Annotated in this window: 25 protein-coding genes, 1 pseudogene and 1 riboswitch; of the genes and pseudogenes, 11 read left to right on the top strand and 15 right to left on the bottom strand. The window is 59.8% G+C overall.

Going from position 1 to position 25,537, the window contains the following annotated elements:
- Window positions 1-32: 32 nt before the first annotated feature.
- Window positions 33-1,301 (bottom strand): ABC transporter substrate-binding protein, encoded by a 1,269-nt coding sequence (locus tag GS612_RS10850; protein WP_171640261.1) that lies wholly within the window; start codon window positions 1,299-1,301, stop codon window positions 33-35.
- A 212-nt stretch (window positions 1,302-1,513) separates the two neighbouring features.
- On the opposite strand from GS612_RS10850, the gene GS612_RS10845 reads away from it, so the two are divergent.
- Window positions 1,514-2,524: a LacI family DNA-binding transcriptional regulator gene (locus GS612_RS10845; protein ID WP_171640259.1), complete on the top strand. Its 1,011-nt coding sequence runs from the start codon at window positions 1,514-1,516 to the stop codon at window positions 2,522-2,524.
- A 40-nt stretch (window positions 2,525-2,564) separates the two neighbouring features.
- Here the strand turns inward: GS612_RS10845 and GS612_RS20520 are convergent.
- The 3 genes and pseudogenes from GS612_RS20520 to GS612_RS10835 form a co-directional block, all read right to left on the bottom strand.
- A pseudogene (locus GS612_RS20520) lies at window positions 2,565-2,693 on the bottom strand (integrase); the annotation flags it as partial.
- Between the two features lie 519 nt (window positions 2,694-3,212).
- Window positions 3,213-4,295: a hybrid-cluster NAD(P)-dependent oxidoreductase gene (locus tag GS612_RS10840; protein WP_171640257.1), complete on the bottom strand. Its 1,083-nt coding sequence runs from the start codon at window positions 4,293-4,295 to the stop codon at window positions 3,213-3,215.
- Between the two features lie 5 nt (window positions 4,296-4,300).
- A complete protein-coding gene (locus GS612_RS10835) occupies window positions 4,301-5,554 on the bottom strand; it encodes an aromatic ring-hydroxylating dioxygenase subunit alpha (RefSeq protein WP_171640255.1) in 1,254 nt (417 codons plus the stop codon).
- Between the two features lie 81 nt (window positions 5,555-5,635).
- A riboswitch (cobalamin riboswitch) is annotated at window positions 5,636-5,840 on the bottom strand.
- A gap of 111 nt (window positions 5,841-5,951) precedes the next feature.
- Between GS612_RS10835 and GS612_RS10830 the strand changes: the two genes are divergently transcribed.
- The 3 genes from GS612_RS10830 to GS612_RS10820 are packed head-to-tail and all read left to right on the top strand — an operon-like array spanning window position 5,952 to window position 6,591.
- Window positions 5,952-6,104, top strand: a complete 153-nt coding sequence (locus GS612_RS10830) for a hypothetical protein (protein WP_216603568.1) — start codon at window positions 5,952-5,954, stop codon at window positions 6,102-6,104.
- A 2-nt stretch (window positions 6,105-6,106) separates the two neighbouring features.
- Window positions 6,107-6,358: a hypothetical protein gene (locus GS612_RS10825; RefSeq protein WP_171640251.1), complete on the top strand. Its 252-nt coding sequence runs from the start codon at window positions 6,107-6,109 to the stop codon at window positions 6,356-6,358.
- A gap of 8 nt (window positions 6,359-6,366) precedes the next feature.
- Complete coding sequence (locus tag GS612_RS10820; RefSeq protein ID WP_152459486.1) at window positions 6,367-6,591, top strand: hypothetical protein; 225 nt, start codon at window positions 6,367-6,369, stop codon at window positions 6,589-6,591.
- A 29-nt stretch (window positions 6,592-6,620) separates the two neighbouring features.
- Here the strand turns inward: GS612_RS10820 and GS612_RS10815 are convergent, their stop codons facing one another.
- From GS612_RS10815 to GS612_RS10795, 5 genes are read right to left on the bottom strand one after another with little or no spacing between them, the layout of a single operon-like run.
- Entirely contained in the window at window positions 6,621-7,163 is a 543-nt protein-coding gene (locus GS612_RS10815) for a DUF3833 family protein (RefSeq protein ID WP_171640247.1), read from the bottom strand.
- A complete protein-coding gene (locus GS612_RS10810; protein ID WP_171640245.1) occupies window positions 7,160-7,777 on the bottom strand; it encodes a DUF3833 family protein in 618 nt (205 codons plus the stop codon). The genes GS612_RS10815 and GS612_RS10810 overlap by 4 nt, the downstream gene beginning before the upstream one ends.
- On the bottom strand, window positions 7,774-8,997 hold the full coding sequence (locus GS612_RS10805) for an MFS transporter (RefSeq protein WP_171640243.1): 1,224 nt from the start codon (window positions 8,995-8,997) through the stop codon (window positions 7,774-7,776). The genes GS612_RS10810 and GS612_RS10805 overlap by 4 nt, the downstream gene beginning before the upstream one ends.
- Entirely contained in the window at window positions 8,997-9,542 is a 546-nt protein-coding gene (locus tag GS612_RS10800; protein WP_253284188.1) for a hypothetical protein, read from the bottom strand. The genes GS612_RS10805 and GS612_RS10800 overlap by 1 nt, the downstream gene beginning before the upstream one ends.
- On the bottom strand, window positions 9,496-10,827 hold the full coding sequence (locus GS612_RS10795) for an NAD(P)/FAD-dependent oxidoreductase (protein ID WP_171640241.1): 1,332 nt from the start codon (window positions 10,825-10,827) through the stop codon (window positions 9,496-9,498). Before GS612_RS10795 ends, GS612_RS10800 begins: the two co-directional genes overlap by 47 nt.
- 193 nt (window positions 10,828-11,020) lie before the next feature.
- Here GS612_RS10795 and GS612_RS10790 point away from each other — a divergent pair, with 193 nt between their 5' ends.
- Window positions 11,021-11,746 carry an SDR family oxidoreductase gene (locus GS612_RS10790; RefSeq protein WP_171229994.1) on the top strand — a complete coding sequence of 242 codons (726 nt, stop codon included), beginning with the start codon at window positions 11,021-11,023 and terminating at the stop codon, window positions 11,744-11,746.
- Between the two features lie 3 nt (window positions 11,747-11,749).
- Here GS612_RS10790 and GS612_RS10785 read toward each other — a convergent pair whose 3' ends face one another.
- A complete protein-coding gene (locus GS612_RS10785) occupies window positions 11,750-13,402 on the bottom strand; it encodes a DNA polymerase Y family protein (protein ID WP_171640239.1) in 1,653 nt (550 codons plus the stop codon).
- 62 nt (window positions 13,403-13,464) lie between these two features.
- Window positions 13,465-13,752 (bottom strand): I78 family peptidase inhibitor, encoded by a 288-nt coding sequence (locus tag GS612_RS10780; RefSeq protein ID WP_171117012.1) that lies wholly within the window; start codon window positions 13,750-13,752, stop codon window positions 13,465-13,467.
- Window positions 13,753-13,882: 130 nt separating this feature from the next.
- Between GS612_RS10780 and GS612_RS10775 the strand changes: the two genes are divergently transcribed.
- Both GS612_RS10775 and GS612_RS10770 read left to right on the top strand, forming a co-directional pair.
- On the top strand, window positions 13,883-14,995 hold the full coding sequence (locus tag GS612_RS10775) for an S-(hydroxymethyl)glutathione dehydrogenase/class III alcohol dehydrogenase (protein WP_171640237.1): 1,113 nt from the start codon (window positions 13,883-13,885) through the stop codon (window positions 14,993-14,995).
- Between the two features lie 89 nt (window positions 14,996-15,084).
- Window positions 15,085-15,813, top strand: coding sequence for an NYN domain-containing protein (locus tag GS612_RS10770; RefSeq protein WP_171640235.1), 729 nt, complete (start codon window positions 15,085-15,087; stop codon window positions 15,811-15,813).
- Between the two features lie 8 nt (window positions 15,814-15,821).
- On the opposite strand, the gene GS612_RS10765 is transcribed toward GS612_RS10770, so the two are convergent.
- The 3 genes from GS612_RS10765 to GS612_RS10755 form a co-directional block, all read right to left on the bottom strand.
- Window positions 15,822-16,760 (bottom strand): DMT family transporter, encoded by a 939-nt coding sequence (locus tag GS612_RS10765; RefSeq protein WP_171640233.1) that lies wholly within the window; start codon window positions 16,758-16,760, stop codon window positions 15,822-15,824.
- A 135-nt stretch (window positions 16,761-16,895) separates the two neighbouring features.
- Window positions 16,896-17,309, bottom strand: a complete 414-nt coding sequence (locus tag GS612_RS10760; protein WP_171640231.1) for a group III truncated hemoglobin — start codon at window positions 17,307-17,309, stop codon at window positions 16,896-16,898.
- A 48-nt stretch (window positions 17,310-17,357) separates the two neighbouring features.
- Window positions 17,358-20,276, bottom strand: coding sequence for an error-prone DNA polymerase (locus GS612_RS10755; protein ID WP_171640229.1), 2,919 nt, complete (start codon window positions 20,274-20,276; stop codon window positions 17,358-17,360).
- 110 nt (window positions 20,277-20,386) lie between these two features.
- On the opposite strand from GS612_RS10755, the gene GS612_RS10750 reads away from it, so the two are divergent.
- Window positions 20,387-20,851, top strand: coding sequence for a DUF1203 domain-containing protein (locus GS612_RS10750; protein ID WP_171640227.1), 465 nt, complete (start codon window positions 20,387-20,389; stop codon window positions 20,849-20,851).
- Here GS612_RS10750 and GS612_RS10745 read toward each other — a convergent pair.
- Complete coding sequence (locus tag GS612_RS10745) at window positions 20,848-21,840, bottom strand: ABC transporter ATP-binding protein (protein ID WP_171206754.1); 993 nt, start codon at window positions 21,838-21,840, stop codon at window positions 20,848-20,850. The genes GS612_RS10750 and GS612_RS10745 overlap by 4 nt on opposite strands.
- Window positions 21,841-21,927: 87 nt before the next feature.
- Between GS612_RS10745 and GS612_RS10740 the strand changes: the two genes are divergently transcribed.
- From GS612_RS10740 to polA, 3 genes are all read left to right on the top strand, one after another.
- Window positions 21,928-22,104: a zinc-finger domain-containing protein gene (locus GS612_RS10740; protein ID WP_152459472.1), complete on the top strand. Its 177-nt coding sequence runs from the start codon at window positions 21,928-21,930 to the stop codon at window positions 22,102-22,104.
- Window positions 22,105-22,186: 82 nt separating this feature from the next.
- Complete coding sequence (locus GS612_RS10735) at window positions 22,187-22,657, top strand: hypothetical protein (protein WP_171640225.1); 471 nt, start codon at window positions 22,187-22,189, stop codon at window positions 22,655-22,657.
- A gap of 70 nt (window positions 22,658-22,727) precedes the next feature.
- Window positions 22,728-25,526, top strand: a complete 2,799-nt coding sequence (gene polA / locus GS612_RS10730) for a DNA polymerase I (RefSeq protein ID WP_171640223.1) — start codon at window positions 22,728-22,730, stop codon at window positions 25,524-25,526.
- The last annotated feature ends 11 nt before the right edge of the window (window positions 25,527-25,537 follow it).

Raw genomic sequence — 25,537 nt, 5'->3', positions numbered from 1 at the left:
CGCTATTTCAGCGGCCCGACCGTTGGAAGGTCTTACTCAACCGGGCAAGCGCCTTCCGAAGGTGCATCAGGTGCCCAGCAGGGCGCGCCGGTTTCAGTCATGATTTTTTCAAGCTGTTTCTTCTGATCATCCAGGACCTGCTCGATGGGCTGGCCAGCCAGAACAATGCGTTCAAACGTATCTACGTAGACACGATTGAAATCACCGCCCATGCTGCCCAGACCCGCGGGCAACAATCCGGGATTGGCATCTGCCGAACCGCTCATCTTGGCGACGGCTTCACCGGCAGCTTTTACCGAAGGCGGCAAATCGTCTGGCAACTCGACGTCAACTACAGGGAAGAAGTTAGTGGCTCTCAGAGTTGCGATCTGCGTCTCTGGCTGCATCAGATAAGTTACCAGAGCTTTGGCACCTTCTGCATCCGGCGCGGTGCGCGGGATGGCAACACCTGCCAGAACAGGCATGAAGCCACGGCCGGTCGGACCTGCGGGCGCCGGGAAGGCGACGAAATCATCGGGGCGTTCATTGAATGCCTGCGCCAGGCGTGAGGTGTGATCGAAGACGATCCACGCATCTCCGTTCAATAGCTGTTCCTGCATAAACGAGAAGTTGGTTGATGCAGGGTTCGTATGGCTCCAAAGCTCTTTGAACTTCTCCCATGCGGTCACAGCCTCGGGCGAAGCAAACGTTCGCACGACACCGTTAGTGTAGGACGGGTAAAGATAGCCTTGGAAGAAACGGTGTTTCAGCCCTTTGGGCCCAGCCGGAAAACCGAATTTCTTCTGACCAGTCGCTTGTTCGACATTGGCTGTCCATGCGATCAACTGGTCATAGGTCAGCGCGTTAATGTCTGCACCTTCTGGCAAGTATTGCAGCGCTTCCTTGTTGGCGGCCATGATATAGCTCGCTTGCATCCACGGCATGTATTGCAGGCTGTCCGTTCCCAGCTTAGCCAGATCGTTGAAAGTGTCCGACGCCGACATCACACCCAGATCGCTGAGATCCATCAGATCATCGGGGTTCATTGCCGAGAAGTTGCCGTGCAAAGAGCCCAGCAGATCAATACTTCCCGAGCCCGCCTGCAACTCGGCTTGGAGCCGGGTTAACCAAGGGCCATCTTCGTTTGGCTGGTAATCAACTTCGCCATCAAATCCACCAAGCACCTCGGCCCGCATGGCTTGCGCCTCTTCAGCAGGACGGGCTTGGGTCGACCAGAACAGAGTTTCGGCTTGTACGGCAGCTGCGCCAACAAGAATAGCCAAACCTGATACGGCACCCGCAAGTTTCGATTGAATGGACATGTTTTCCTCCGTTTGTCTGAGGCTGGCCAAAATCTGGCAACCTCCCTCCCTCGCCGACAATCTTGGATCAGTCTATGGCGAATGTTGGCACTATGATATATCGTTTTATCATGAGTCAAGTCAGATAGCCCGTTTATATTCCCATATTTTACTTGAAGTATTCGATTTCGACTGCAAAATAGACAAAACGTTATATCTGTAAAAACTCATCCATGGCGAAGAAACCCACCCTTTCCAGCGTTGCCAAAGAAGCTGGCGTGTCAGTACCAACTGTTAGTCAGGTCTTGCGCGACACAGGTCGAATTTCAGAAAAAACGCGTCAAAAAGTTTTGAGCGCGGCTAAGCGGCTTCGATACGTCCCAAATCACGCAGCGGCCACAATGCGATCGGGCGACAATCGCGAAATCGGCTTTATCCTTAACAAGTTGGCAAACCCGTTCAACGCAGAGGTTGTTAGCGGTGCTGTTAACCTGCTGGAGGCCGAGGGCTTTATGGTTTCGGTCCTCGATGCTCAAGGAAACCTTCAGCGCCAGGACCGCCTTCTGGAAGCCTGCATCAGATTTGGTCGACGTGGTCTGATCTGGGTTCCGGCACTCAACACCAGCGGGGACGCCATGGGGCTTCTGGATGCTCACGGTGTTCCTGCTGTCACATTCATGCGAAAGGTGTCTCAGTCTCTGGATCACGTTGGTGTTCTAAACAAAGAGGCCCTCGTGCAGGCCACACAACACTTGATTGACTTGGGGCACAGGCACATCGCCTACTTAGGCGGAACCGAACAGACGTCTGTGCGCGAAGAGCGCATCGCCGGTTATCTGAGTGCCTTGGAGAAATTGGGCGGCGTGCATCCGGTTATCTGGCCATGCGAAGAAACCAAACGCTCTGGTGTTGAAGCGATCACCGCACTTCGTCAGCGACACCCTGAGGTAACAGGCGTTGTTTGCAATGGCGATGTTGTTGCACTTGGGGCATGCTTTGGCTTGATCCAATCCAATTTGAAACCCGGGCGTGACTTTTCAGTAGTAGGCTTCGACGACATCGAAGATGCCGCCGTCTCGACGCCTGGCCTCACAACAATGGCGATCAACCCAAAAAAATTGGGTACGCGATTGGCTGAGATCCTTCTGGACCGCATGCGAACACCTGAAATGCCAGTTCGCCATTTCGAGTATTCTGCAACCCTGACAATTCGAGGAACATCAGGGGCAGCCTCTGACCAATAAAGTGTACGTCTTGGCTGCTGTTGCGCGTCCATTCCGGGTTTCGCATTGTACTGTCCGTCTTGCCATGGCCAAGCAACAGTTGGACAGCGCGCATAGTACCCGTTTTCTGATAGATCAACTGAATCAACGCTGCTTTGGTGCGTCTTAGTGAATGGGTTCTCTGGCCTGATGACGCTCATCCAATCGCTTACACCTACTCTCGGACAAGCTTAGCGTATTGGCTCCGGGCCCAAGCTTCGACACCGCGCCGACGAACACATTATCCACTGCCATGATTGATCAACCGGTCTGCGGACGATGAAGTCGTCAGCTTGAGCTGATTGCCGCAAGGGGTCGTCTGCGAGGCGCGTGCCTGTGATCATGTTTTCGTTGGTTTTCCAGATGTGCTGTCTTTTTGACTGACCGCCAGAACTTCTTCAAACTCTTGTAAGGGTGCTCAGGATCGGCCGCAGGGAACAGCCACGGGCATTGTGGGGCTCTCTCTTCTTGCGTTTTCGATGACAGCGTGATGGCCGGCGAGGACAAAGGCAGATGCTTGCGCCGCGTCTGTGAGATGGCGGGAAGGCCCCGAAAGCGCCGGACATCCGGCGACCCGATCTGGCCCGCGTTCTGCAACGGGCAGAAAAACCGCGCCGAAAACCGCAGCGGGTGTCAGCCACGCTGCGGCTTTGATCGGGATGCGAAGCACCTAAACCTCGACTTCGACCTTGCCGATCGGGTTCGAGCAGCAGGCCAGAATGTACCCCGCGTCGATGTCGTCTTCCGAGATCCCTCCGTTGTGGACCATATGGACCTCTCCGGCAGTTTTCTTGACCTTGCAGGTACCGCACACGCCGAAGGTACAGCCTGACGGAATGTTCAGGCCAACCGAGCGGGCGGCGGCAAGCACCGTGTCGGTCTCGGCAACCTTGGCCGTCACGCCCGAGGTCGCGAACAGGATCTCGGCGCTGCTGTCGTCGTCCAGAACAACGTCATCCAACTCGGGCTGATCCGCCTCGGTTTCCACCGGCGCGCCGAAGCTTTCCTGATGGTAGTTGTTCATATCAAAACCAAGACCGGCCAGCGCGTCGCGTACCGCTTGCATGAAGGGCTCAGGACCGCAGCAATAGACTTCGCGCTCAAGGTAATCCGGCGCCATCAGCCCCAGCATCAATTGGTTGAACTGACCCTGATATCCCGTCCATGGGCGGTAGCGGTCCGGCTCTTCCACCACGAATTTCAGGTCCAAACCATCCGTGCGGCTGGCCATCTGTTCCAAGCGCTGGCGGAAGATGATCTCGGATGGCCTTTTGGCGCAGTTGATGAAGACAACGTCCAGATCGCGGCCTTCGTCCCACATGCAGGTGGTCATCGACATCATCGGCGTGATGCCTGAGCCAGCCGAGATAAACAGGAACTTGCGCGCATCGCTCAATGCGTTGGTGAACAGGCCCGCAGGCCCAATGGCCTTGATCCGCATGCCGGGTTGAAGATTGTCCAGCATCCAGCGCGTGCCGATACTGTCGGGTTGCGCTTTGGCGGTGATGGTGATCGACCGCGGCCGCGACGGCGACGATGAGATCGTGTAGGTGCGATGCACAACGCCTCCGGGCTGGCCGGGCGCCGGAATCTCGAGCGTCAGGAACTGACCGGGGTGATAGGCGAACTGCGCCCCCGAGGGGGCACGGAACGAAAAGCTGGCGGTGTTCGGCATCTCGGGCACGACCGAGACACATTCCAGCATCTCTCCATCCTGCCAGACGGCTGATGAAAGCGTGTTCAGGTCTTTCATCAGCCTTACTCCGCCGCCATGGAGTCAGGCGCCAGGCGGGCCGAAACTGTGTTGCAATACCAATCCACGAATTGCAGCACGCCGGATTCCTGAATGGCTGAATACGGGCCGGGTACATAGGCCGGGCTGTTGATGCCCTGCTGGTTGTCCTCGACCACCTGACGGTCTTCGTTATTCGTGGCGACCCAGACTTCGGTCAGACGTTTCACGTCATAGTCAACGCCTTCAACGGCATCCTTGTTGACCAGCCATTTGGTCGTGACCTCGGTCTCTGTCGGGCTGATCGGCGTGACGCGGAAAACAATCGAGTGGTCGGCAAGAAAGTGGTTCCACGTGGTCGGATAGTGGAACTTCAAAAGCGATCCCGCATCCGCAAAGGGCGACCGGCCCAACCAGCGGCGCACGGCGGATTTCCCGTCCATCGTATAACTCTCGGCCCCTTCTTTCAGCGGCATCCGCGCCAGTCGATATTGGCCGTCCTCGTGCAGGTAGAACTGCGATGGCATACCCGCTGCCTGGCACCTGTCGAAATGGGCTTGCATATAGGCTGGGGTTTCACCGCCTTCGATCCCCGTCACGCCCGGATCATCAGGGAAGGTCCGGCACAGCGCAGGGTGGTTGCCGCCGCAGTGATAGCACTCGCGATTGTTTTCCCAGACCAGCTTCCAGTTGCCGTTCTCGATGATCGTGCTTTCGAAGGCGACCTTGGCATTCGCAAGATCATGCGGCTCAAGATACGGGCGCGCGATATTGGCGAACGTGTCAAAATCCGGGGCGACATCCGCCAGACAGATGTAAACCAACCCGGCAAACTCGCGGCAATGAACCGTCTTCAAACCATGCTGCCTGGGATCAAACTCCGGCCTCATGTCGCGGGCCCACAGCAAAGAGCCGTCAAGCTCATAGGTCCATTGGTGATATGGGCAAACCAGCTTCGGCGCGTTGCCTTTTGCCGCCTTGCATATGATCGAGCCGCGATGGCGGCAGGTGTTGTGAAACGCCCGGATCTGGTTGTCGGCGCCGCGCACGATGATCACGCGATAGGCACCCACGTTGTATGTTACATAGTCGCCGGCTTTCACCAGTTCGCAAGCAGGAATGGCAAAGAGCCATTCGCGATAGTGGATGGTTTCCAGGTCGGTCTGAAAGATCTCGGGGTCGGTGTAAAAGGCCCGTTCCAGAGCATAGCCCGGGATTCGACGCGCCAACAGGTTTTGGACATTGTTCACTTCTGGCTCTCCTGCCGCGCCCCGCGGCATTGCTTGGGCAGATGACAGGGAGGAACCGTCCGGAGGCGCGCGAGGACCACGTCCGAAACCCGTGCCCCCACCGCCACCCGCGGTTTGACATATCTGCAAGGCTGGTTTCCGGACTTGAAAGGGGCTTGCACCCGGTTGCGACACCTTCCCGGGATCCTCGTCCCAGTGGTTGATTGTCGAACCTGACCTTCCTTACCGTTGCGGGGGCAGTGCCGGAATTCCACCGGCTTCCCAATTCTCCGCTGTCTGAGAATCAAGCAGCGGCACCTCACGATGGCAGCCTACTTTTTACCCGCTTGAGCGCTGAAATGCTTGCGACATTTCCGGTTTCAAAACAGACATGGCAATTTTCCGGCAGCGTGGACGGCGCCGGGATCACAGTCCTTGGCACAGGGGCGTGGCAGGCCCGCCAGCATGGCGTTTTGCGGTGGCCGATGGCCTTGCGATGGATGCGGCCACGTCTGACATCGGCGCCGCCAAATTATCCCCCAACCGCGACGGCGAAGGCCCGGCTGCTCTGATCAGAAACGAAACGCTGCACGTCGCCTGAGCATGGCTGGAAAAGAGAGTGTCAAGCCAAGTGAAGGAGGTTTGCAGCAAGCCCTTTTGGGTGAAGTTGATCCTTTTGGGATAGCGCTGGCTTTCAATGGGACAGGTGAAGAAGGCGAATATCCGTCATGCGAGAGTTGTCAGTCCACCTTGTCAACGGCCGGTAGAAAACCTCATTTTGTCCATAAAAAATTGTCTTTTTCGGGAAAAACCATTACGTTTTCCGAAAATGGTGGAAAACACCGGAGGCAGTAAGAGAGCAGATGCCAAAACCGAAAACAGGTGTTTTGCGGACAACAGTTCCTTCGCGCCTCATGGGAAAACGAGATGGTCTGTTTTTCCTCTGGGGGCAGATAGAACGCGCGCGCCTGAAGGTCGAGGGCGGCGAACGCGCCGAGGGTGCAGCCTCGGACGGGCCAAGGGCAAACACGGCCGGTGAGGTCAAGGGATCGACGACAGCATTGGTGGACGAGTTTATTTTCTACTGACTTTTGTGATGAAACCGGTCCTGGCGGCCCTATTTCTTCTCGAAGAACAGGATGACTTCACCCAGACGGACGCCATAGCGTGAGACATACGCGCGGTTCAGCAGACGGTCGTCATCCAGCAGCCACATCCAATCGTCGAATTTGACACGCATGGTCCCGTCCTTGATCGGCAGGTCGATCTTGTATTTCCAGTTGAACGTATCCCCGCGCTCAATCCCGCTGGCGGTGCCCAGCACGCCAGGCGCCGTACCGGTCCACGTATCCTCTCCGGTTTTGGTCAATGTCCAAATGCGCTGTTCCGTCGCGCCATCGTCGTAGACGAAGTCTTCGACCAGGGTCAGGGTTTCGCCGTCCCATGTCCCGTCGATATCAACCGTGAATCTGCGGGGGATATTTCCCAAAACATCCTGAAACTGACCGTAGGCCACTGTTTTGCCTTCGAAAAATTCCTCGAGGTTCAACTGTCGGTCCGACAGAAACGTTTTTGGTATCTTCGGTTTGCTGGAGCAGGCCGCCAAAATTGCAAGGCTTGCGATGGCAATGCAGGCGATGAAAGAGCGAAAGGTGATCATTGCAACGGCTTCCCTTCCGAAGTCGCGTCATACCCGTTTGACCCACTTGGATGAATCGGTTTCGATCTGGGGCTTGGACGCATTGTGGCGATCAGTTCCGCGACCTTGACGCCAAACTTGCGCATCTCGGACCGATTCATGATGACGCCGGTTTCTGTCAGGTACATCCAATCGGTGACGTCCAGCGTATGTCCACCGGCGTCATCTGGCAGAATGATGCGATAGGTCAGTTTTACCGTGGACCCCGAGATGATGCCCCGACCTTCGCCCACGATATCATCCGCCATTGCCGTGAACGTGTTGCCGGTTCCCAGCGTCAGGTACCATTTGCGGGTCATCTGTTTTCCGTTGGAATAGGTGAAGTATTCGGTCAGCGTGCCCGAGTTGCCTTGCCATTCGCCGAACATGCGCGCGACAAAACTGTTCGACATTTTGCCATTGGGGCCATAGATCAGGCCCTCGGACAAGATCTCTCCGTTCAGGTGTTTTTTCAGCGAAAAATTTGGCCCGGTGCCACTGTAATCCGACGGCGATTGCGCGCGAAAGCTCAGCAGCCTTGCGCGGATGAAGACAGCGGTCAGAAGGACCAGAAGGATGATGGTGAAAGCGTTCATTTGCTTGTGACCTCGGTGGGCAGGGTCAACACCATCCCGAACGCTCCGACTTTCAGGATACAGGGCAGCACCGCATAGGCAAGATTGAGTGTATCCAGCGCCTGTGCGGAATTGGTTTGACCGGGGGTGAAACCGCTGCGTTCCAGCAGCGGCAGAGTGAAAAAGGCAGCTAGGGCGAGGCCCAGTTTGCCAGCGAAGGACCAGATGCCAAACGCGGCTGATGCGTTCAGCCCGGCCCGTGTAAGGACGATCGAGAACATTGCCGGCAACACGACCATATCCGCGCCCAACGCCGCGCCCGAGGCGAGACAGATCATTGCAAAACCCGCAATATTTCCTGCACTCAGTGTGGCAGCGCCGATAAAGCCGGCAATCGAGAGCGGCATGGCGATAATCAGAGTCTGTTTCGGGCCAATTCTGTTGCTGAGCTTTGCCCAGAGCGGGACGCTCGCGCCTGCGCTCAGGAAGAACAGGATCAACAAAGGACCCGCCTTGCCCGGCAGTTGCAGCCGATCTTCCACAAAAAACAGAAACAGGGTGGAGGTTATGGCAACCGGGAGGCTGTTGACCAAAGCCAGCGCAAGAAGACGCAAGCCACCGGCCTGACCCAGACCTGCAAAGGACAAGCCTGATCCGGTGATCGGTCCGCGTCGCCAGATCGGGATCGTCAGTATCAAGGTCAGAACGGACAGCAGCCCCAGAAACGCTCCGAATGCGGGGTAGCCTTGGGAGTGTGCCCCGAAAGCAACCAACAGGGCCGGAGCGCTGGCTGCGATGACCACCCCGGTCAACTGCCCGCCTTCACGATAGGCGGCCAGTGTCATCAGCTCTTTCGGATCGGTTCGCTTCGCCAGAGTTGCGCTGCGACCATACAGAAGAATGGTTCCCAGGCTGTACGCCGAGAACAGCAAGATCAGGATCGCGACCAGTTCCGGCACGCTGGCACCCTGCGGCAGATTGAAAAGCAGGGGAAACCCGATTGCCAGCCCCAAAGCCGCCATCGCCGCAAATGCAAGCTGGCCGCCGGGCCATCGGTCGATTGCCCAACCGATCAGCGGATCCTGCACCAGATCCACCAAGCGGATCACCAGCAGCACCGTACCAATGACCCCAAGGCCAATACCCAGGTTCACGGCTGCAAAGCGCGGCAAGTGGATATAAAGCGGGATACCCGCCGCAGCGAGCATCAACGCATAGAGACTGACCCGGGGATAGCGCATCACCGCCCCTGTAGCCTGCGCGTGAAGGACGCGGACCGCGTGTTGTCTCCCAGGAACACGGACATGAAACTGCGCTTGATGCCCGGATACGCCATGGTACAGGTCTTTTGCCCGTTCAGCCAGAAACTGACCTTGTCGGGACCATCAGAAACCGCCAGATAACTGTCCCCTTTCGCCACGGCTTTGAAACACCGGTTCAGTTGGTCGCGAACGGGTGCTGAACGGCCGATGCGGTCCATCTCGTCAAGCGTCGAGTTGACCAGCGCTTTCTTCTTGATGTTCTTGCGATAGGTCAGTTGCAGGGCGATATCTTCGCTCCAACTGAACGGCGCACCTTTGGGCGTATAGAGTTTGGCGTCATAGATCGGCAAACCCAGATACCGGAACGTCGCGGTTCCGCGCAGCTGGGCATCGTTCAGTTCTTCCGTGACCGGCGATGCGATCAGCCCATTAGGGATCAGCAAGGAAAGTGCAAGAAACGCTGTGCGCCATATCGCCTTATTCAGCGGCAACAGATAGGGCCGGGTCTTTCCCAGGAATGCCATTTTCAGCTCCGATGGTTTGCGGGGCACCATTTATTCGAGCAACGACATGCATCGCGCTGGCTATCCCGTCTTCGTGAAATCCGTGCCGGTTGTAAGCACCGGCAAACCAAGTTCGGTTCTGTCCCTGCATCTCGCGGATTTGCCCTTGCGCCTTCAGGGCGGCCTTGTCGAAGACCGGATGGGCAAATTCGACCTGGTCATAGATCTTTTCCGCGGGAATTTCTGATGAAGCGTTCAGCGTTACAAACAGCGGGTCACTGTCCGGAATGTTCTGAAGCCGGTTCATCCAGTAGGTTACCCCCACATCTCCGGCTTGCGAACGATAGGTCCAGCTTGACCAGCAGGCGCGCCGCTTGGGCATCTGACCTGGGTCACAATGCAATATGGCCGTATTGGGCTGGTAGCGGATTGCGCCCAATGCAGCGGCTTCCGCGGGGGTCGCGCCATCCCCCAAAATGGCAAGCGACTGGTCCGAATGGGTGGCCAGGATGATTTCATCGAACTGATCCACGGCGCCCTGGCTTTGGATGGTGACGCCCATCTCGTCACGGGATACATTCTGAACAGGGCTGGCCAGACGTATTTCTGCCCCCCGCGCACGAAGGGCCGCGTCGATCCGGCGGACATACTCTATGCTGCCGCCTTTGACCGTGTACCATTGATGCTGGTTTGCGCGACCACTTGCCAGCAAAGCGTGATTGCGGAAAAACTGCACCAAAGAGCGTGCGGGAAACTGATCCACGAACTCGACCGGCGTAGACCAGATGGCACCGCACATCGGCATCAGATAATTGTGCCGGAACCAATGACCCAACCGCAGCTGGTCCACCAATTCGCCAATCGTGGTGTCATCGTCCTTGGCGGCTTCTGGGGCTTCTTTGCCAAACCGCAGAATATCAGCGATCATTTTATAGTAAGCCGGACGCGCCAGATTGCGCTTTTGAGCGGTCAGTGTGCGCAGATTGTTCAACCCGTATTCAATGCGGCCATTGTCGATTGTCGCGCCAAAACTCATCTCGCTTTCGATCACGGGCACGCCCAGCTCATCAAACAGCCGGGTCAGGTAGGGATATGTCGCATAGTTGAAGACGATGAAGCCCGTATCGACCGGTTGATCCCCGTTCTTTCCGGCCATCACCGTGCGGGCATGGCCACCAAGCCGAGGTTCGGCCTCATAGACTGTCACGTCGTTGTTTTCTGAAAGATAGTAAGCGGCGGAAAGTCCCGAAATGCCTGCACCTACAATCGCGATTTTCTTCCGTACACCCCGGGGTTCGTCGAACATTCCAGCCTCTTTATGTGACAGTTTACAAGAAGATACGCAGGGTAGGCACAAGTGGATCAATCCGATTAGAAGTTTTTAACAGATGCACTATCTTGTGGCTTCTGGTTTGAGCTTCCGTGACCTGCGCCACCGTTTTGATCCGAAGCGGATGCGAGGCCGTATTATGGTGAAACACAACTGAATCGGCCCACACATGAGCAGCTTTGACGGCAAAACCATTTGGATCATCGGCGCAAGCGAAGGGCTGGGTCGCGCTTTGGCGCGTGCGCTTGGCCAACAGGGTGCTTCCCTGATCCTGTCTGCGCGCAATCTTGAGCGGTTGTCCGAACTGTGTTCTGAACTGCCGGATGCGCGCGCGATCCGGTGCGATGTGACCGAGTTAGACTCTGTTCGTTCGGCTGTTGCCGAGGCGGGGCATGTCGACGGGCTGGTTTACAATGCAGGTGCGTATGACCCCATGCGTTCGGCCGAATGGGACACCGAGGCGTCGCTCAGGATGAGCGATGTGAACTATCTGGGTGCGCTGCGGGTTCTGGGTGAAACCGTTCCGGGTTTTGTCCGAGCAGGCCAGGGAGAGGTTACTTTGATCGGGTCACTGGCCGGATATCACGGGCTGCCCGCCGCCATCGGGTATGGCGCCAGCAAGGCCGCACTGATTTCTCTGGCCGAGACGATGCGGCATGATCTGGCAGGTACGGGCGTGACGGTGCGTATCGTCAATCCGGGCTTCATCAAGACCCGCCTGACCGAGAAGAACGGTTTCAAGATGCCGATGTTGATGTCGCCCGAGGATGCGGCGGATCGCGTGGTCAAGGCGATGGCGCGTCGTCGTTTCCGTACGGATTTTCCGGCACCGTTTTCCTGGTGCATTCGTCTGATCGACTGTCTGCCGGATCTGCTGGTTTATCGTGGAAAATAGACTCTAACAAAACTGCCCCTGACAGAACCAGCCGGCGGACATCGCGCCTCCGTGGCCATAGAACAACCACAGGCGCTCTCCCTGTTCTGTCACCACCACCCAGTAATCGCGTACTCCGCTGCGCCAGTTGGGGTCATCCAGCCACCATTCCGGCGCGATGCGTTCCGGGCCGGTGGCCTGCGCCAGTCGCCAATCTCGTCCACGCCAGCGAAAGGTGCAGGGCACATTCGGGGTTTCCGGGGCCATCACGGGTTCGGGCTGCCACATCTGCAAGGGGCGGGGGCGCGGCGGGGCAGGCCAGTCGCGCGCGGGTTCCGACCACGCAGCCGCCAGCGTTTGCGCCGTTTTCTCGGGGATATGAGAGGCCGCAGGATGCCGCCGGGTGATCGCGTCCAGCCCGACCCGCGCGCCCAGCTTGGCCGTAAGGTCATCCACGGCTGTATTGCCCTCAAGCCGGTTGCGGGCCACGCGGCGCGCTTCGGCATGACCGGCGATGGTGCGGGCGTGGATGGGTTCTGTCTGGATCGCTTCAAGCCGCAGCAAGTCGATGCCATAGCCTGCGTCGATCTTGTCAACTTTCATCTCTAACAAAGGGCGAATGCGATTTTTGTCATAGGTCGGACGGGCCAGGCCGATCTCGATGATTTCAGCGGCCTGATCCGCACGGTGGGCTTCCAGCCGCAGCGTGCGGGCCCCGCGCCCCTTCTCTTCCAGTTTGGTGCAGAGCGTTGGCAGAATCCGATCGACAGCGGCCATCACGTCTTCGACCAGGCCAATCGGGTTGGGCAGAGTCATCCGCACCGCAAAGTGATGTGGCGGACGGGCGGGCGAAACCGGCTCGGGCGCGCTGCCCATGGCCTGATCCAGACGCAACACCAGCCCGCGGCCGAACCGCCGTGCCAAACTGGCACGCGGCTGGCCCAGCAGATCACCGATCCGGCGCAGGCCCAGGCGGTTCAGTTGCGCCACGGTCTGATCGTCCAGCCGCAGCGCCGCGATGGGCAGGGGGCTGAGCGCGCCATAGGCCTGCCCCGGCGCGGCAATCCGCGCGCCACCGCCCAGCGCCATCACCTGTGGCGCGGCCCCGCCCCTGGTCCAGTGCCGCCGCTTGCTTGCCCGGGCGCGGGTGGCGCGGGCCTCTTGGGCAATGGCGTCGCCGTTGCGGTCAGACGTGGCCTCTTGCCCGGCATAGCGGGCCAGCGCCCAGGCCGCGCCCAGCGTGTCGGCGATACCCATCTGCACGCTCAGGCCCATGTCGGCGCAGTCGGTCTCAAGCACGCTCAGCAAGGTCTCTTCACCGCCGAACAGATGGGCACAGCCTGACAGGTCAACGATCAGGCCATCGGGGGCCTCTTCGGCCACCCATGGGCTGAACTTGCCCGCCCAGCGGCGCAGCGCGGTCAGAAACGCAGCCTCGGCCGGGGCGTTGCGAGGGCGGGTGATCAAGCTGGCGCACATGGCATGGGCATCGCGTACCGGCTGACCCACGCGCAATCCGGCGGCCTGTGCCTCGGCATTCAACGACGTGACGATCTGCATGTTCGACTGTTCGGCCACAACGGCCAAAGGCCCGCTATGCAGGCCCCGCGCGGCGCGGACCAGCCGTTCGGCCCCCAGACGGGGAAACCACAGCGAAAGAATTCGGCGTTTGGGCATCGGCAGGCATCATTGATGTTCTTATTTTGTTCTTAATTCAGAATCACCTGCCGAGTCCACGCTTACCCGCAGGTCAGACGCTGAATAACACCGGCGTCGTTCACATAGACGTTCAGCCTGTCGATACGGTAATCCTGTGTGGCGATGTCATCCGGGCCCAAAACACGAGACCGTTCGGGAAGGTCGGCTTGAATCGTTGATACGGGCTGACCGACCGTTTCGGCAAAGGGCTCGCCCTTGCAAAATGCCAGATCAACAGGAGCGTCTTCTGAGGTGGTGGCGACATCCTGCGGAACGCTTGTGTCTGCGCAGGCCGCCAGAAAGATAAAGATCGGTAAAAAACGGTGCATTGGCGTTCCTCATTCTGGCAATGTCGTTTCTGCAATATCAAACAATTAGCCAACCTGCCAAGAAAGCACAGTTGAAAACACCCTGTATTTGACGCAGGGTCGGGGCAAAAGTGACAGGGAGATAAGTACCATGCGTACCCGTGCTGCCGTCGCCGTACAGGCGGGCAAACCTTTGGAAGTGATGGATGTGAACCTTGAAGGCCCAAAGGCGGGCGAGGTTCTGGTTGAAATCAAGGCCACTGGCATCTGTCATACGGATGAATTCACCCTGTCGGGCGCCGACCCCGAAGGCCTGTTCCCGGCCATTCTGGGGCACGAGGGCGCCGGCGTGGTGGTCGAGGTCGGCCCGGGTGTGACCAGCCTGAAGCCAGGCGATCACGTGATCCCGCTCTACACCCCCGAATGTCGCGAGTGCGAATACTGTCTGCATCCCAAGACCAACCTGTGCCAGGCCATCCGCGAGACGCAGGGCCAGGGGCTGATGCCCGACGGCACCTCGCGCTTTTCGACGCTGGATGGCGATCCGATCCTGCACTACATGGGCTGCTCGACCTTCTCGAACCACACGGTTCTGCCGGAAATCGCGCTGGCCAGGGTGCGCGAGGACGCGCCGTTCGACAAGATCTGCTATATCGGCTGCGGCGTGACCACCGGCATCGGCGCGGTGATCAATACGGCCAAGGTGGAAATCGGCAGCCGCGCCATCGTGTTCGGCCTGGGCGGCATCGGTCTGAACGTGATTCAGGGCCTGCGTCTGGCCGGGGCCGATCAGATCGTCGGCGTCGACCTGAACCCCGCCAAGGTTGAGATGGCCACCAAGTTCGGCATGACCGATTTCGTCAACCCGTCCGAGGTCGAGGGCGATCTGGTGCCCTATCTGGTGAACCTGACCAAGGGCGGCGCGGATTACACCTTTGATGCCACCGGCAACGTGCAGGTCATGCGCGCGGCGCTGGAATCGGCGCACAAGGGCTGGGGCGAATCCATCATCATCGGCGTCGCACCCGCGGGGGCCGAAATCTCGACCCGCCCGTTCCAGCTGGTCACCGGCCGGTCGTGGCGCGGCACCGCTTTCGGCGGCGCACGTGGGCGGACGGACGTGCCCAAGATCGTCGACTGGTACATGGAAGGCAAGATCGAGATCGACCCGATGATCACCCACACCATGGGTCTGGACGACATCAACACCGGCTTTGACCTGATGCACAAGGGCGAAAGCATCCGGTCGGTGGTGATTTACTGACAACCAGAAATTGCAAGGGCGGGGTTTAACCCGCCCTTTTTGTCTCCTATCTTCAGGATATTGATAAATATCTGAATTGAGGGACTAAATTGACCACTGCAGCAACGGAACGCCTGGCCGTTCTGATTGACGCCGAAAACGTTCCGGCAAAGCATGTTGCCGAGATTTTCGAAGAAGTTGCCACACTGGGTGAGGCAAGCCTGCGCCGGATCTACGGAGATTTCTCGGGCGGCACGCCGCAGGGTTGGAGCGCCGAGAAACTGGCGGAATACGCCATCGTACCGCACCAGCAATTCGCCAATACCACTGGCAAGAACGCCGGGGATATCGCCCTTGTGATTGATGCCATGGACATATTGCATTCCGGCCGGTTCGGTGGGTTTGTACTGGTGTCGTCAGACAGCGACTTTACCCGGCTTGCCAGCCGGATCCGAGAACAAGGGTTGAGCGTGTTCGGGATCGGTGAGGAAAAGACGCCCAAAGCCTTTGTCGCGGCTTGCAACCGATTCATCTACATCGAGAATATCAAAAAGGAGGAGGTGCAGGCGAACGATTCCCCGGAGAAAGCTAAGAAGCCCTCTGCCAAACAAGAGCTGAACCATGCTTATCAGTTGATCCGGAATGTCGTGCTCAAATCCGAGGAGCCGGACGGGTGGGCGGGCCTTGGCTGGGTCGGCAGTCAGCTCGGCATGAACTATCCGGATTTTGACACGCGAACCTATGGCTTCAAGCGGCTGAGCGACTTGGTACGAGCCACCGGGAAGTTCGAGGAAACAGGCGAAAACGGTGGCCGGAAGATCAGACTGAAAGATCAGTAGCAGCCGCCCTACGACCCTGGCCGCGCCGAGGCGCCGGTGTCAGAGCGCGGCGAGCGGACGCGCAGAACCGGCTTGTTCGGCGATACATTGGCGCGGCTCTCGCGCCAGACAACGAACACACCGGACGCGATGATGATGCTGGCCCCGACTGCGACCCACATGTCAGGCGTTTCGCCAAAGAACATCATGCCGAATATCGTGGCCCAGATGATCTGGCTGTACTGGCTGGGCGCGACCACGCCGGCGGGCGCAGCCCTATAGGCCAGGATGATCAGGTGCTGGGCGATCACAGAAAACACGCCGACCAGCGCCATCATGGCCAGATGCAACAGGGACGGCGGCTGATAAACGGCCGGTTGGGCCAGGCTCATGACCACGATCGCCAGCAGCATCGGATACAGGATCAGGACGGCCGAGCGTTCCTCGTTCCCGATCTTGCGCACCAGCACCGATGCAAAGGCGCTACAGAATGCGGCCATCAGGGCGGCCAGATGGCCGAGCGTGATATCCGTTGCGCCGGGGCGCAGAACGATCAGCACCCCGATCAGACCCACGCCAACCGCAGCCCAGCGCTGGGCCCGGACGACTTCGCCCAGTATCGGAATCGACAGGACCGTGACGATCAGCGGGAAAGAAAACAGCAACGAATAGACCTCGGCCAGGGGCAGGACCGAAAAGGCATAGAACGCGCAGGACATGGCCGTGACCATCAGACCCGAGCGTAGCAACACCAACCAGGGGTGATGCGGCAGGAAGTTGCCCGTGGTCCGGTCCGTCAAGATCGTCACTGCCATCGGGACAAAGGAAAACAGCGTGGCAAAAAAGATGATCTGCATCACCGAGTAGGTCCCGCCCAGCGTCTTGATCAGCGCGTCATGGGTGGCAAAGACCGCAAAGCCCGCGAATGCATAGCCAAGACCCCGGAGGGTGGTGTTCTGAGTGCTCATGGGTCGGCCTCGGGTGATGTGTCGATGTGAAGGGGCAGCGCAAAAGGGGCTGTCTTGTCTCTGACTAACCCTATTTCCTCGACCCGCATAGCCCCTAATTTACCGCTAACATCGCAAGGCAGCCATGACGTGGGCTCAACGCAGGATCGGTGGCGCGTCCTTGGGCTGGCGGGCCGATTGCACCCCAGCCTTCATCCCAACACCGATGCGGCGCGCCAGAGCGACCCATGGTGTGGCGGTTTCCGGAGGCAGGGTCTGGGTGGCGACCTTTTCGAACAGGTCCAGCCAATGGGCGAACATCTCGGGCTTTACGTCCGGTCGTTCGATATGCACCCGCTGCGGGTTGCCGTCATAGCTGCGCTCGAACAGGATGGCGTTGCGCCAGAAGGATGCGATCTTTTCCTCATGCGCGGGCCAGTCGGTGACATGGTTGGCGAATACCGGGCCAAGTACCGCGTCCTGCCGCACTCGGGCGTAAAAGGCGCGAACCTGTGCGTTGATCTGCTCGGGCGTCGCGGGAAAGCGCGGCGAAAGGGTTGGTCTGGTCATGGTGGCCTGTTTTCGACTCTGTTTTTTGGCAGATAGGCGGTTCCGGCGTTATGTGACAGAGGTGGTATTGTCGCGCCGGCCCGGCGTCAGCAGGTGCCGCAGCAGGGCCACCGGGTGCGCCCGCAGGCTCAGGCGGGTGGCGACGTAATCCTCGACCACCTGTTCGCCCAGCGACATCCGGGGCAGATGGGCGGCGGGTTCGTCCAGCGCCTCGCCTTCCAGGTCCTGTGCAAACAGCGGCAGAGGACGGGCGGTGGCGATCGCCTTGGCCTGCCACAGCGCCTCGCGCCGGGTCAGGCCACAGGCGGCAAAGGCATCCGCTTCGGCCAGCCGCTCGATCACCGAGGGGCCAAGGCCCGCGCGGCGCCAGACGTCGTCAACCTGATGGTAGCCGTTGCCGCGCGCGGCGGTCAGCCAGCTGGCGTCCTCCTCGCTCAGGCCTTTGATCTGGCGAAAGCCCAGCCGCAGGGCCAGCCCGCCATGGCCGTCGGGCTCCATCACGTTGTCCCAGAAGCTGGCATTGATGCAGACCGGGCGCACCTGCACGCCATGCTCGCGCGCATCGCGCACGATCTGGGCCGGGGCATAGAACCCCATCGGCTGCGAATTCAGCAGCGCGCAGGCGAAAATCCCCGGATGGTGACATTTGATCCAGGCCGAAGCATAGACCAGCAGCGCAAAGCTGGCCGCGTGGCTTTCGGGGAATCCGTAGGAGCCGAATCCCTCGATCTGCGAAAAACACCGCTCGGCAAATTCGGCGTCATAGCCGTTGCGCTGCATCCCGCGCAGGAACAGGGTGCGGAATTCGCTGACATTGCCGTGTTTCTTGAAGGTCGCCAGCGACCGCCGCAGCCGGTCGGCCTGTTCGGGGGTGAAGCCCGCGCCGACGATGGCAATCTGCATCGCCTGTTCCTGAAACAGCGGCACGCCCAGCGTCTTGCCCAGCACCTCGCCCAGTGCGTCCGAGGGAAAGCTGACCTCCTCCTCGCCATTGCGGCGGCGGATATAGGGATGCACCATGTCGCCCTGAATAGGGCCGGGGCGGATGATGGCGACCTCGATCACCAGGTCATAGAAATTGCGCGGCCGCATCCGGGGCAGAAAGTTCATCTGCGCACGTGATTCCACCTGGAACACGCCCACCGAGTCTGCCTTGCACAGCATGTCATAGACCGCCGGGTCCTCGGGCGGCAGGGTGGCGAGCGTATAGCTGGTCTGATGATGCTGGCCGATCAGGTCGAAGGCCTTGCGGATGCAGGTCAGCATCCCCAGGCTCAGAACATCGACCTTCAGGATGCCCAAGGAATCGATGTCATCCTTGTCCCAGCAGATGACGGTGCGGTCCTCCATGGTGGCGTTCTCGATGGGCACCAACTCGTCCAGACGGCCCTCGGTGATGATGAACCCGCCCACATGCTGGGACAGATGACGGGGGAAGCCGTTGATCTGATGCACCAGTGTTAGAGTCTGTTTCAGGCGGCGGTCTTGGGGATCGAGGCCGATTTCGCGCATCCGTTCCGCCTCGAGCCCCGAGGCCGAGAAAAACCCCCACAGCTGCGAGGACAGGGCGGAAATCGTGTCCTCGGTCAGGCCCATGGCGCGACCCACCTCGCGGATGGCGCGCTTGCCGCGATAGTGGATCACCGTGGCGCACAGCCCCGCGCGGTGGCGGCCATAGCGGTCATAGATGTGCTGGATCACCTCTTCGCGGCGTTCATGTTCGAAATCCACGTCGATGTCGGGCGGCTCGTCCCGCGCCTCGGAGACGAAACGTTCGAACACCATGGTGCCCATCTCGGGGCTGACCTCGGTGATGCCAAGACAAAAGCAGACCACCGAATTGGCCGCTGACCCGCGCCCCTGGCACAGGATACCGCGCGAGCGCGCGAAATGGACGATGTCGCGGACGGTCAGGAAGTAGGGTTCGTATTTCAGCTTGCCGATCAGCGTCAGTTCATGCGCCAGCATCTTTTGGGCTTTCTCGGACGCCCCGGCGGGATAGCGCCATTTCAACCCTTCATGCGCCAGCCGATGCAGGCGCTGGGTCGGGGTTTCCTTGTCGCTGCCCTCGCTGGGATATTCATAGCGCAGCTCGTCCAGCGAGAATGTGAGTTCCTGGCTGAGCGCATAAGCGCGGGCCACGGCGTCCTCAAAGCCCTTGAAGATGCGCAGCATCTCGGGTTCCGAGCGCAGGCGCTGTTCGCCATTGGCCAGCGCGTGGCGGCCCAGATCGTCCACCTTGCGGCGCAGGCGGATCGCGGTCAGCACATCACCCAGCTTGCGGCGCGAGCCGTGATGCATCATCGGTGCGGCGCTGGCGAGAGTGGGCAGGCCCAGATGATGCGATTCAGCCTCTAACAAATGGAAAAATGCCGTGTCCGCCCCGTCATAGCGGGGATGCATCAGCAGATGCATGCGCCCGGCAAAGCGGCGCGTCAGCTGTTGCGCCTGTGTCCGCCACCCGCTCGCGCCGCCGGTCGGACGGCCCGCCTGTGGCCAGAGCAGCAGGTGCAGACCGTCGGAAAATTCCAGCAGGTCGGACAGGTGCAGGATGCACTCGCCCTTGGCCGCGCGCAGCCGTCCGGTGGACAGGAGGCGGCACAGGCTGGCCCAGCCCTGCCGGTTGATGGGCAGGGCGGTGACGGGCGGGGCATCGGTAAAAATCAGCCGTGCCGCCGGGATCAGGCGCGGCACCACATGCACCGGGAACGAGGGCGGTTTCGGGATGTGATCGGGGCAGGGCGGGCCGATGGGCGTGTTCTGCTCCTCCCACGCGCGGCGCTCACGCACCTTGCGGGCGATCTCGCGCGCCTGGGTGTGGGCGCGGACGATGCCCGCCACCGAGTTGTCATCGGCGATGGCGATGGCGGGCAGGCCCAGGGTGACGGCGCGCTCCATGTACTCCTCGGGGTGCGAGGCCCCGGTGAGGAAGGTGAAGTTCGACGTGATCGACAGCTCGGCATACATGGCGATTCGTCATTATATTCTTGTTTTGTTCTTTTTCGAGTCCTTTGCGCAGGAAACGGGTCGTCTGGACCAGGCCAGGCGCGCATGCTTGCAGAAAAAGGAGACCTGATATGTTCAAGATCACCGCTCTGCCCACTGACGAAGTCCGCGCCCTTCAGGCAGGTCAGCCTGATGCATATGGCGCCGCGCCCGAGCGCGCCGTTTCGTCGGGGGCTGGCAATCCCTGTCGCCACTGTCTGAAGAACATTCCCGAAGGCGCAAAGATGCTGATATTGGCGCATCGCCCCTTTTTAGAGCCACATCCATACGCTGAAACAGGGCCGATCTTTCTGTGCGCAACGCCTTGCGAGCGCTATGAAGGCGACGCCCTGCCCGAGATTTTGACCAGTGCACCCGACTATCTGATCAAGGGGTATGGACCGGATGACCGGATCGTTTATGGCACCGGGGCAATCACGCCCAAAGATCAGATCGACGCAAAAGTCAGCGACATTTTTACCCGCCCGGACGTGGCCTATATTCACGTCAGATCGGCGCGGAACAACTGCTACCAAGCGCGGATAGACCGGGCTTAGAGCTTGACCCGGTGCAGGCCCCGGCGCGGCTGGTCCTGATCGTCGGCCGGGGCATCGTCGGTCCGCGAGGAGGTCAGGGCCAGGAACACATCCTCGAGATCGGCCTCTTCGGTACGCACGTCGCGGATGCGGATGCCCGCCGCCCGGACGGATTCCAGAACCTGCTCGGCGCTGGTCCGGGCGCTGCGATATTGCAGTATAAGGCTGCCGTCTTCACGTAAGCTGGCCTCGACGCCTTCGGTCACCGGCAGGTCGACCACCGGGGTGTCCGGCACAATGACCATGGTCCGGCTGTCCATGCGGCCCAGCAGGTTGGCGGTACTGTCCTGAGCGATCTTTTCACCGTGGTTGATGATGGCGATTTCGTCGCACATCTCCTGCGCTTCTTCCAGATAGTGGGTGGTCAGGATGATGGTCACGCCCTGCTGGTTCAGCTTGCGCACATTGGCCCACAGCATCTGGCGCAGTTCGATATCGACGCCCGCCGTGGGTTCGTCCAACACGAGGATTTTGGGGTGATGCACCAGCGCCTTGGCCAGCAGCAGCCGCCGCCGCATCCCGCCCGACAGCGTGCGGGCATAGGCCTCGGCCTTGTCGCTGAGGCCGACCAGTTCAAGGATTTCATCGCTACGACGTTCGGATTTCGGAACGCCGTACAGGCCTGCCTGCACCTCGAGCGCGCCCCGCGGGGTGAAAAACGGGTCAAGGTTCAGTTCTTGCGGCATCACACCAATCGCGGCGCGGGACTGCCGCGGATTCTGATTCTGATCGAAACCCCAGATCGACACACGGCCCGAGGACTTCACCACCAACCCGGCCAGAATATTGATCAGGGTCGATTTCCCGGCGCCGTTCGGGCCCAGCAGCCCGAAAACCGAGCCCCTGGGAACAGTCAAATCAATGCCTTTCAACGCGTGTTTCTCAGGCTGACCCTTGCCGCCACGATAGGTCTTGCGCAGACCTTCGATCCTGATTGCCGCATCGCTCATGTGGCTCTTGCCCCCGGATTGCTCATCGCTCATAAACGCACCTAATACATGCCCGCGAGGCCGACAACCGAAGAAGGATCGCCAGCCGTGACCATCGAAGCGCCGGAAACTAAGATCGTCGAAACCGCCCGTGTCGCCTGTGACGGCGGCGAAGGCGCATTGGGCCATCCGCGCGTCTGGCTGCAAATCCCCGAGGATACGGGCTGGGTCGAATGCCCGTATTGCGACTGCAAATATGTGCTGAAGGGCCGTGAACAGGGCTGATTGCCCGATCAACCGGGTTTTGCCCAAATCTTGCCTCGGTTTTCATGTTAGTGCTTTGCCGCAACCAAAGCAGGGATACGTGATGACCGGAACTTCGGCCACTGACACTGTGAACCCGGTTTTCGGCTGGGTTGGGTTCTGCATCGCGTCTTTGGCGTTGCTTGCTGCGTTGTTCGTATTCTGGGCGGGGCCCTTTGCACCTCAGCAGACTGCGGGTGTGTCGCTGGGCGAACTGGCGGCCGAGATCGGCAAATCGACCCTGAGGGCCGCCGCGGGGATGGAACAGCCCGAACCCGTTGCCCGCGCCCGCGATCTGGATGATTTCCTGCGGATCGGTGTCGCCATGCTGGGCGGGCTTGCGATCGTCATATCAGCCGTTGGCATCCTGCGTCACGAAAAGCGGCGCCCTGCCATCGCCGGAATGGTTATAGGTACGGGGGCAATCCTGTTCCAGTTCTTTGCCTTTGCGTTTTTTGCCTTGCTGGGGGTGTTGGTGATCATGGCTTTGCTGAACAGTTTCTCTGACGTCTTCTCGGGATTGTTTGGCGGTTAGGCTGCGTTCTTGGCTGGTCACCCGCGCGACCCTGTGGCAGAACCATCCCTGACCGACAGGGAGCGCGCGCATGAGCAATTTCGGAAAAGGATGTCACCTGCATCTTATCGACGGATCGGCCTTTATTTTCAGGGCCTATCACGCGCTGCCTCCGCTGACACGCAAGTCGGATGGTCTGCCGATCGGGGCGGTGTCCGGGTTCTGCAACATGCTTCAGAAATATGTCGAAGGAAACACCGGGCCGGATGCGCCAACCCATGTGGCGGTGATTTTCGACAAGGGGTCGCACACATTCCGGAATGATCTGTACGACCTGTACAAGGCCAACCGCGAAGCGATGCCCGAGGACCTGCGCCCGCAAATTCCACTGACCCGCGAGGCGACAAAAGCGTTCAACATCGCGTGCAAGGAACTCGAAGGCTATGAGGCCGACGACATCATCGCCACCCTGACCGTGCAGGCGCGCGAGGCTGGGGGCCGCGTGACCATCGTAAGCTCTGACAAGGATCTGATGCAGTTGGTCGGTGACGGCGTCGAGATGCTGGATGCGATGAAGAACAAGCGCATCGACCGGGACGGGGTGATCGAGAAGTTTGGAGTTGGCCCCGAGCGCGTCGTGGATGTTCAGGCGCTGGCGGGGGATTCCGTTGACAATGTGCCGGGCGCTCCGGGAATCGGGGTCAAGACGGCGGCGCTGTTGATCAACGAATACGGTGATCTGGAAACACTGCTGGACCGGGCCGAGGAAATCAAACAGCCCAAGCGCCGGCAGACCCTGATCGAAAAGCGCGATCAGATCGAACTGTCGAAGAAACTGGTGCAGCTGGACGAGAACACACCGCTGGATTTCACGCTGGATGACCTTGAAGTGAGAGAGCCCGATGCAGAGACCCTGCTGGGTTTTCTGGCGGATATGGAATTTCGCACACTGACCAAACGGATCGCCGACAAGCTGGGGGCCGAAGCACCGGCCATCGCCGACGCTCCGGCGCCTGCGGCCAAGGAAGTTGAGGCCGAGACAATCCCGTTTGACGCGGCAAAGTATGAATGTGTCCGTGATGCAGCGGCTTTGCAAAAGTGGATCGATCAGGCCCATGAACGAGGCTGGATCGCTGTTGATACCGAAACCACCGGTCTGAATGAAATGATCGCCGATCTGGTCGGTATCTCGCTGTGTGTCGAGGCCGGCGAAGCCTGTTACATCCCGCTGACCCACCGCGATGGCGCGGCGGATGATCTGTTCGGGTCGGACGCGCTGGCTGAAGGGCAAATGCCGCTGGATGAGGCGCTGACGCTGCTGAAGCCGGTGCTTGAGGATCCGTCGATCATCAAAATCGGGCAGAACATGAAATACGATGCCAAGATTTTCCGGCGTCACGGTATCGATGTGGCCCCGATCGATGATACGATGCTGATGTCCTATGCCATGCATGGCGGTGAGCACGGGCACGGTATGGATACACTCTCGGAACGGTATCTCAGCCACACGCCGATCCCGATAAAGCCGCTGCTGGGGTCAGGCAAATCTGCGATCACCTTCGACAAGGTGCCGATCGACGAGGCCACCGCCTATGCCGCCGAGGATGCGGATATAACGCTGCGCCTGTGGCAACTGTTCAAACCGCAGCTCCACCGGGTGCAGGTGACGACTGTCTACGAGACGCTCGAACGACCACTTGTGCCGGTTCTGGCCGAGATGGAGATGCATGGCATCAAGGTCGACCGCGACGTGCTGAGCCGTATGTCGAACGCCTTTGCCCAAAAAATGGCCGGTTTAGAGGCTGAAATCCACGAGTTGGCGGGTGAGAATTTCAATGTCGGCTCACCCGCGCAGCTGGGCGAGATCCTGTTCGAAAAGATGGGGCTGGAAGGCGGCAAGAAGGGGAAAACCGGCAAGTACTCGACCGGGGCCGATATTTTGGAAGATCTGGCGACCGAGCATGAACTGCCGCGCAGGGTGCTGGATTGGCGCCAGTTGTCCAAGCTGAAATCGACCTATACCGACGCGCTTCAGACCCATATCAACCCCGACACGGGCCGGGTGCACACGTCTTATGCCATCACCGGGGCGAATACCGGGCGTCTGGCCTCGACCGACCCCAATTTGCAGAATATCCCCGTGCGCACCGAGGAGGGCCGCCGCATCCGCGAGGCCTTTGTCGCCGAGCGGGGCAATGTTCTGGTCAGCCTCGACTACAGCCAGATCGAGCTGCGCATCCTGGCGCATATCGCCGACATTGCGACCCTGAAACAGGCCTTTGCCGATGGGTTGGACATCCACGCCATGACCGCGTCGGAAATGTTCGACGTGCCGCTGGACGAGATGACGCCGGACATCCGCCGTCAGGCCAAGGCGATCAACTTTGGTGTGATCTATGGCATCTCGGGCTTCGGACTGGCGCGCAACCTGCGCATCCCGCGGGCCGAGGCACAGGGTTTCATTGACCGCTATTTCGAACGCTTTCCGGGCATTCGCCAGTACATGGATGACACGGTGGCATTTGCCAAAGAGCACGGTTATGTCCAAACTCTGTTCGGGCGCAAGATCCACACGCCCGAGATCAACGCCAAGGGGCCGCATGCAGGATTCTCGCGCCGGGCGGCGATCAACGCGCCGATTCAGGGCACGGCGGCGGATGTGATCCGACGCGCGATGGTGCGGATGCCGGGTGCGATCAACGGGCTGCCCGCCAAGATGCTGTTGCAGGTCCATGACGAATTGTTGTTCGAAGTCGCCGAGGATTCCGCGGATCCGCTGATCGACGTGGCGCGCGAGGTGATGGAGGGTGCCTCGGACCCGGCGGTGAAACTGGATGTGAAGCTGAGCGTGGATGCCGGCCAGGGTGCGAACTGGGCCGAGGCGCACTAGCACCAGGTCAG

The organism is Ruegeria sp. HKCCD6157 (assembly GCF_013110685.1).
Taxonomy (GTDB): domain Bacteria; phylum Pseudomonadota; class Alphaproteobacteria; order Rhodobacterales; family Rhodobacteraceae; genus Ruegeria.
The sequence above is the reverse complement of the archived record's forward strand: the minus strand, read 5'-3'. Positions and strand labels throughout refer to the sequence as shown.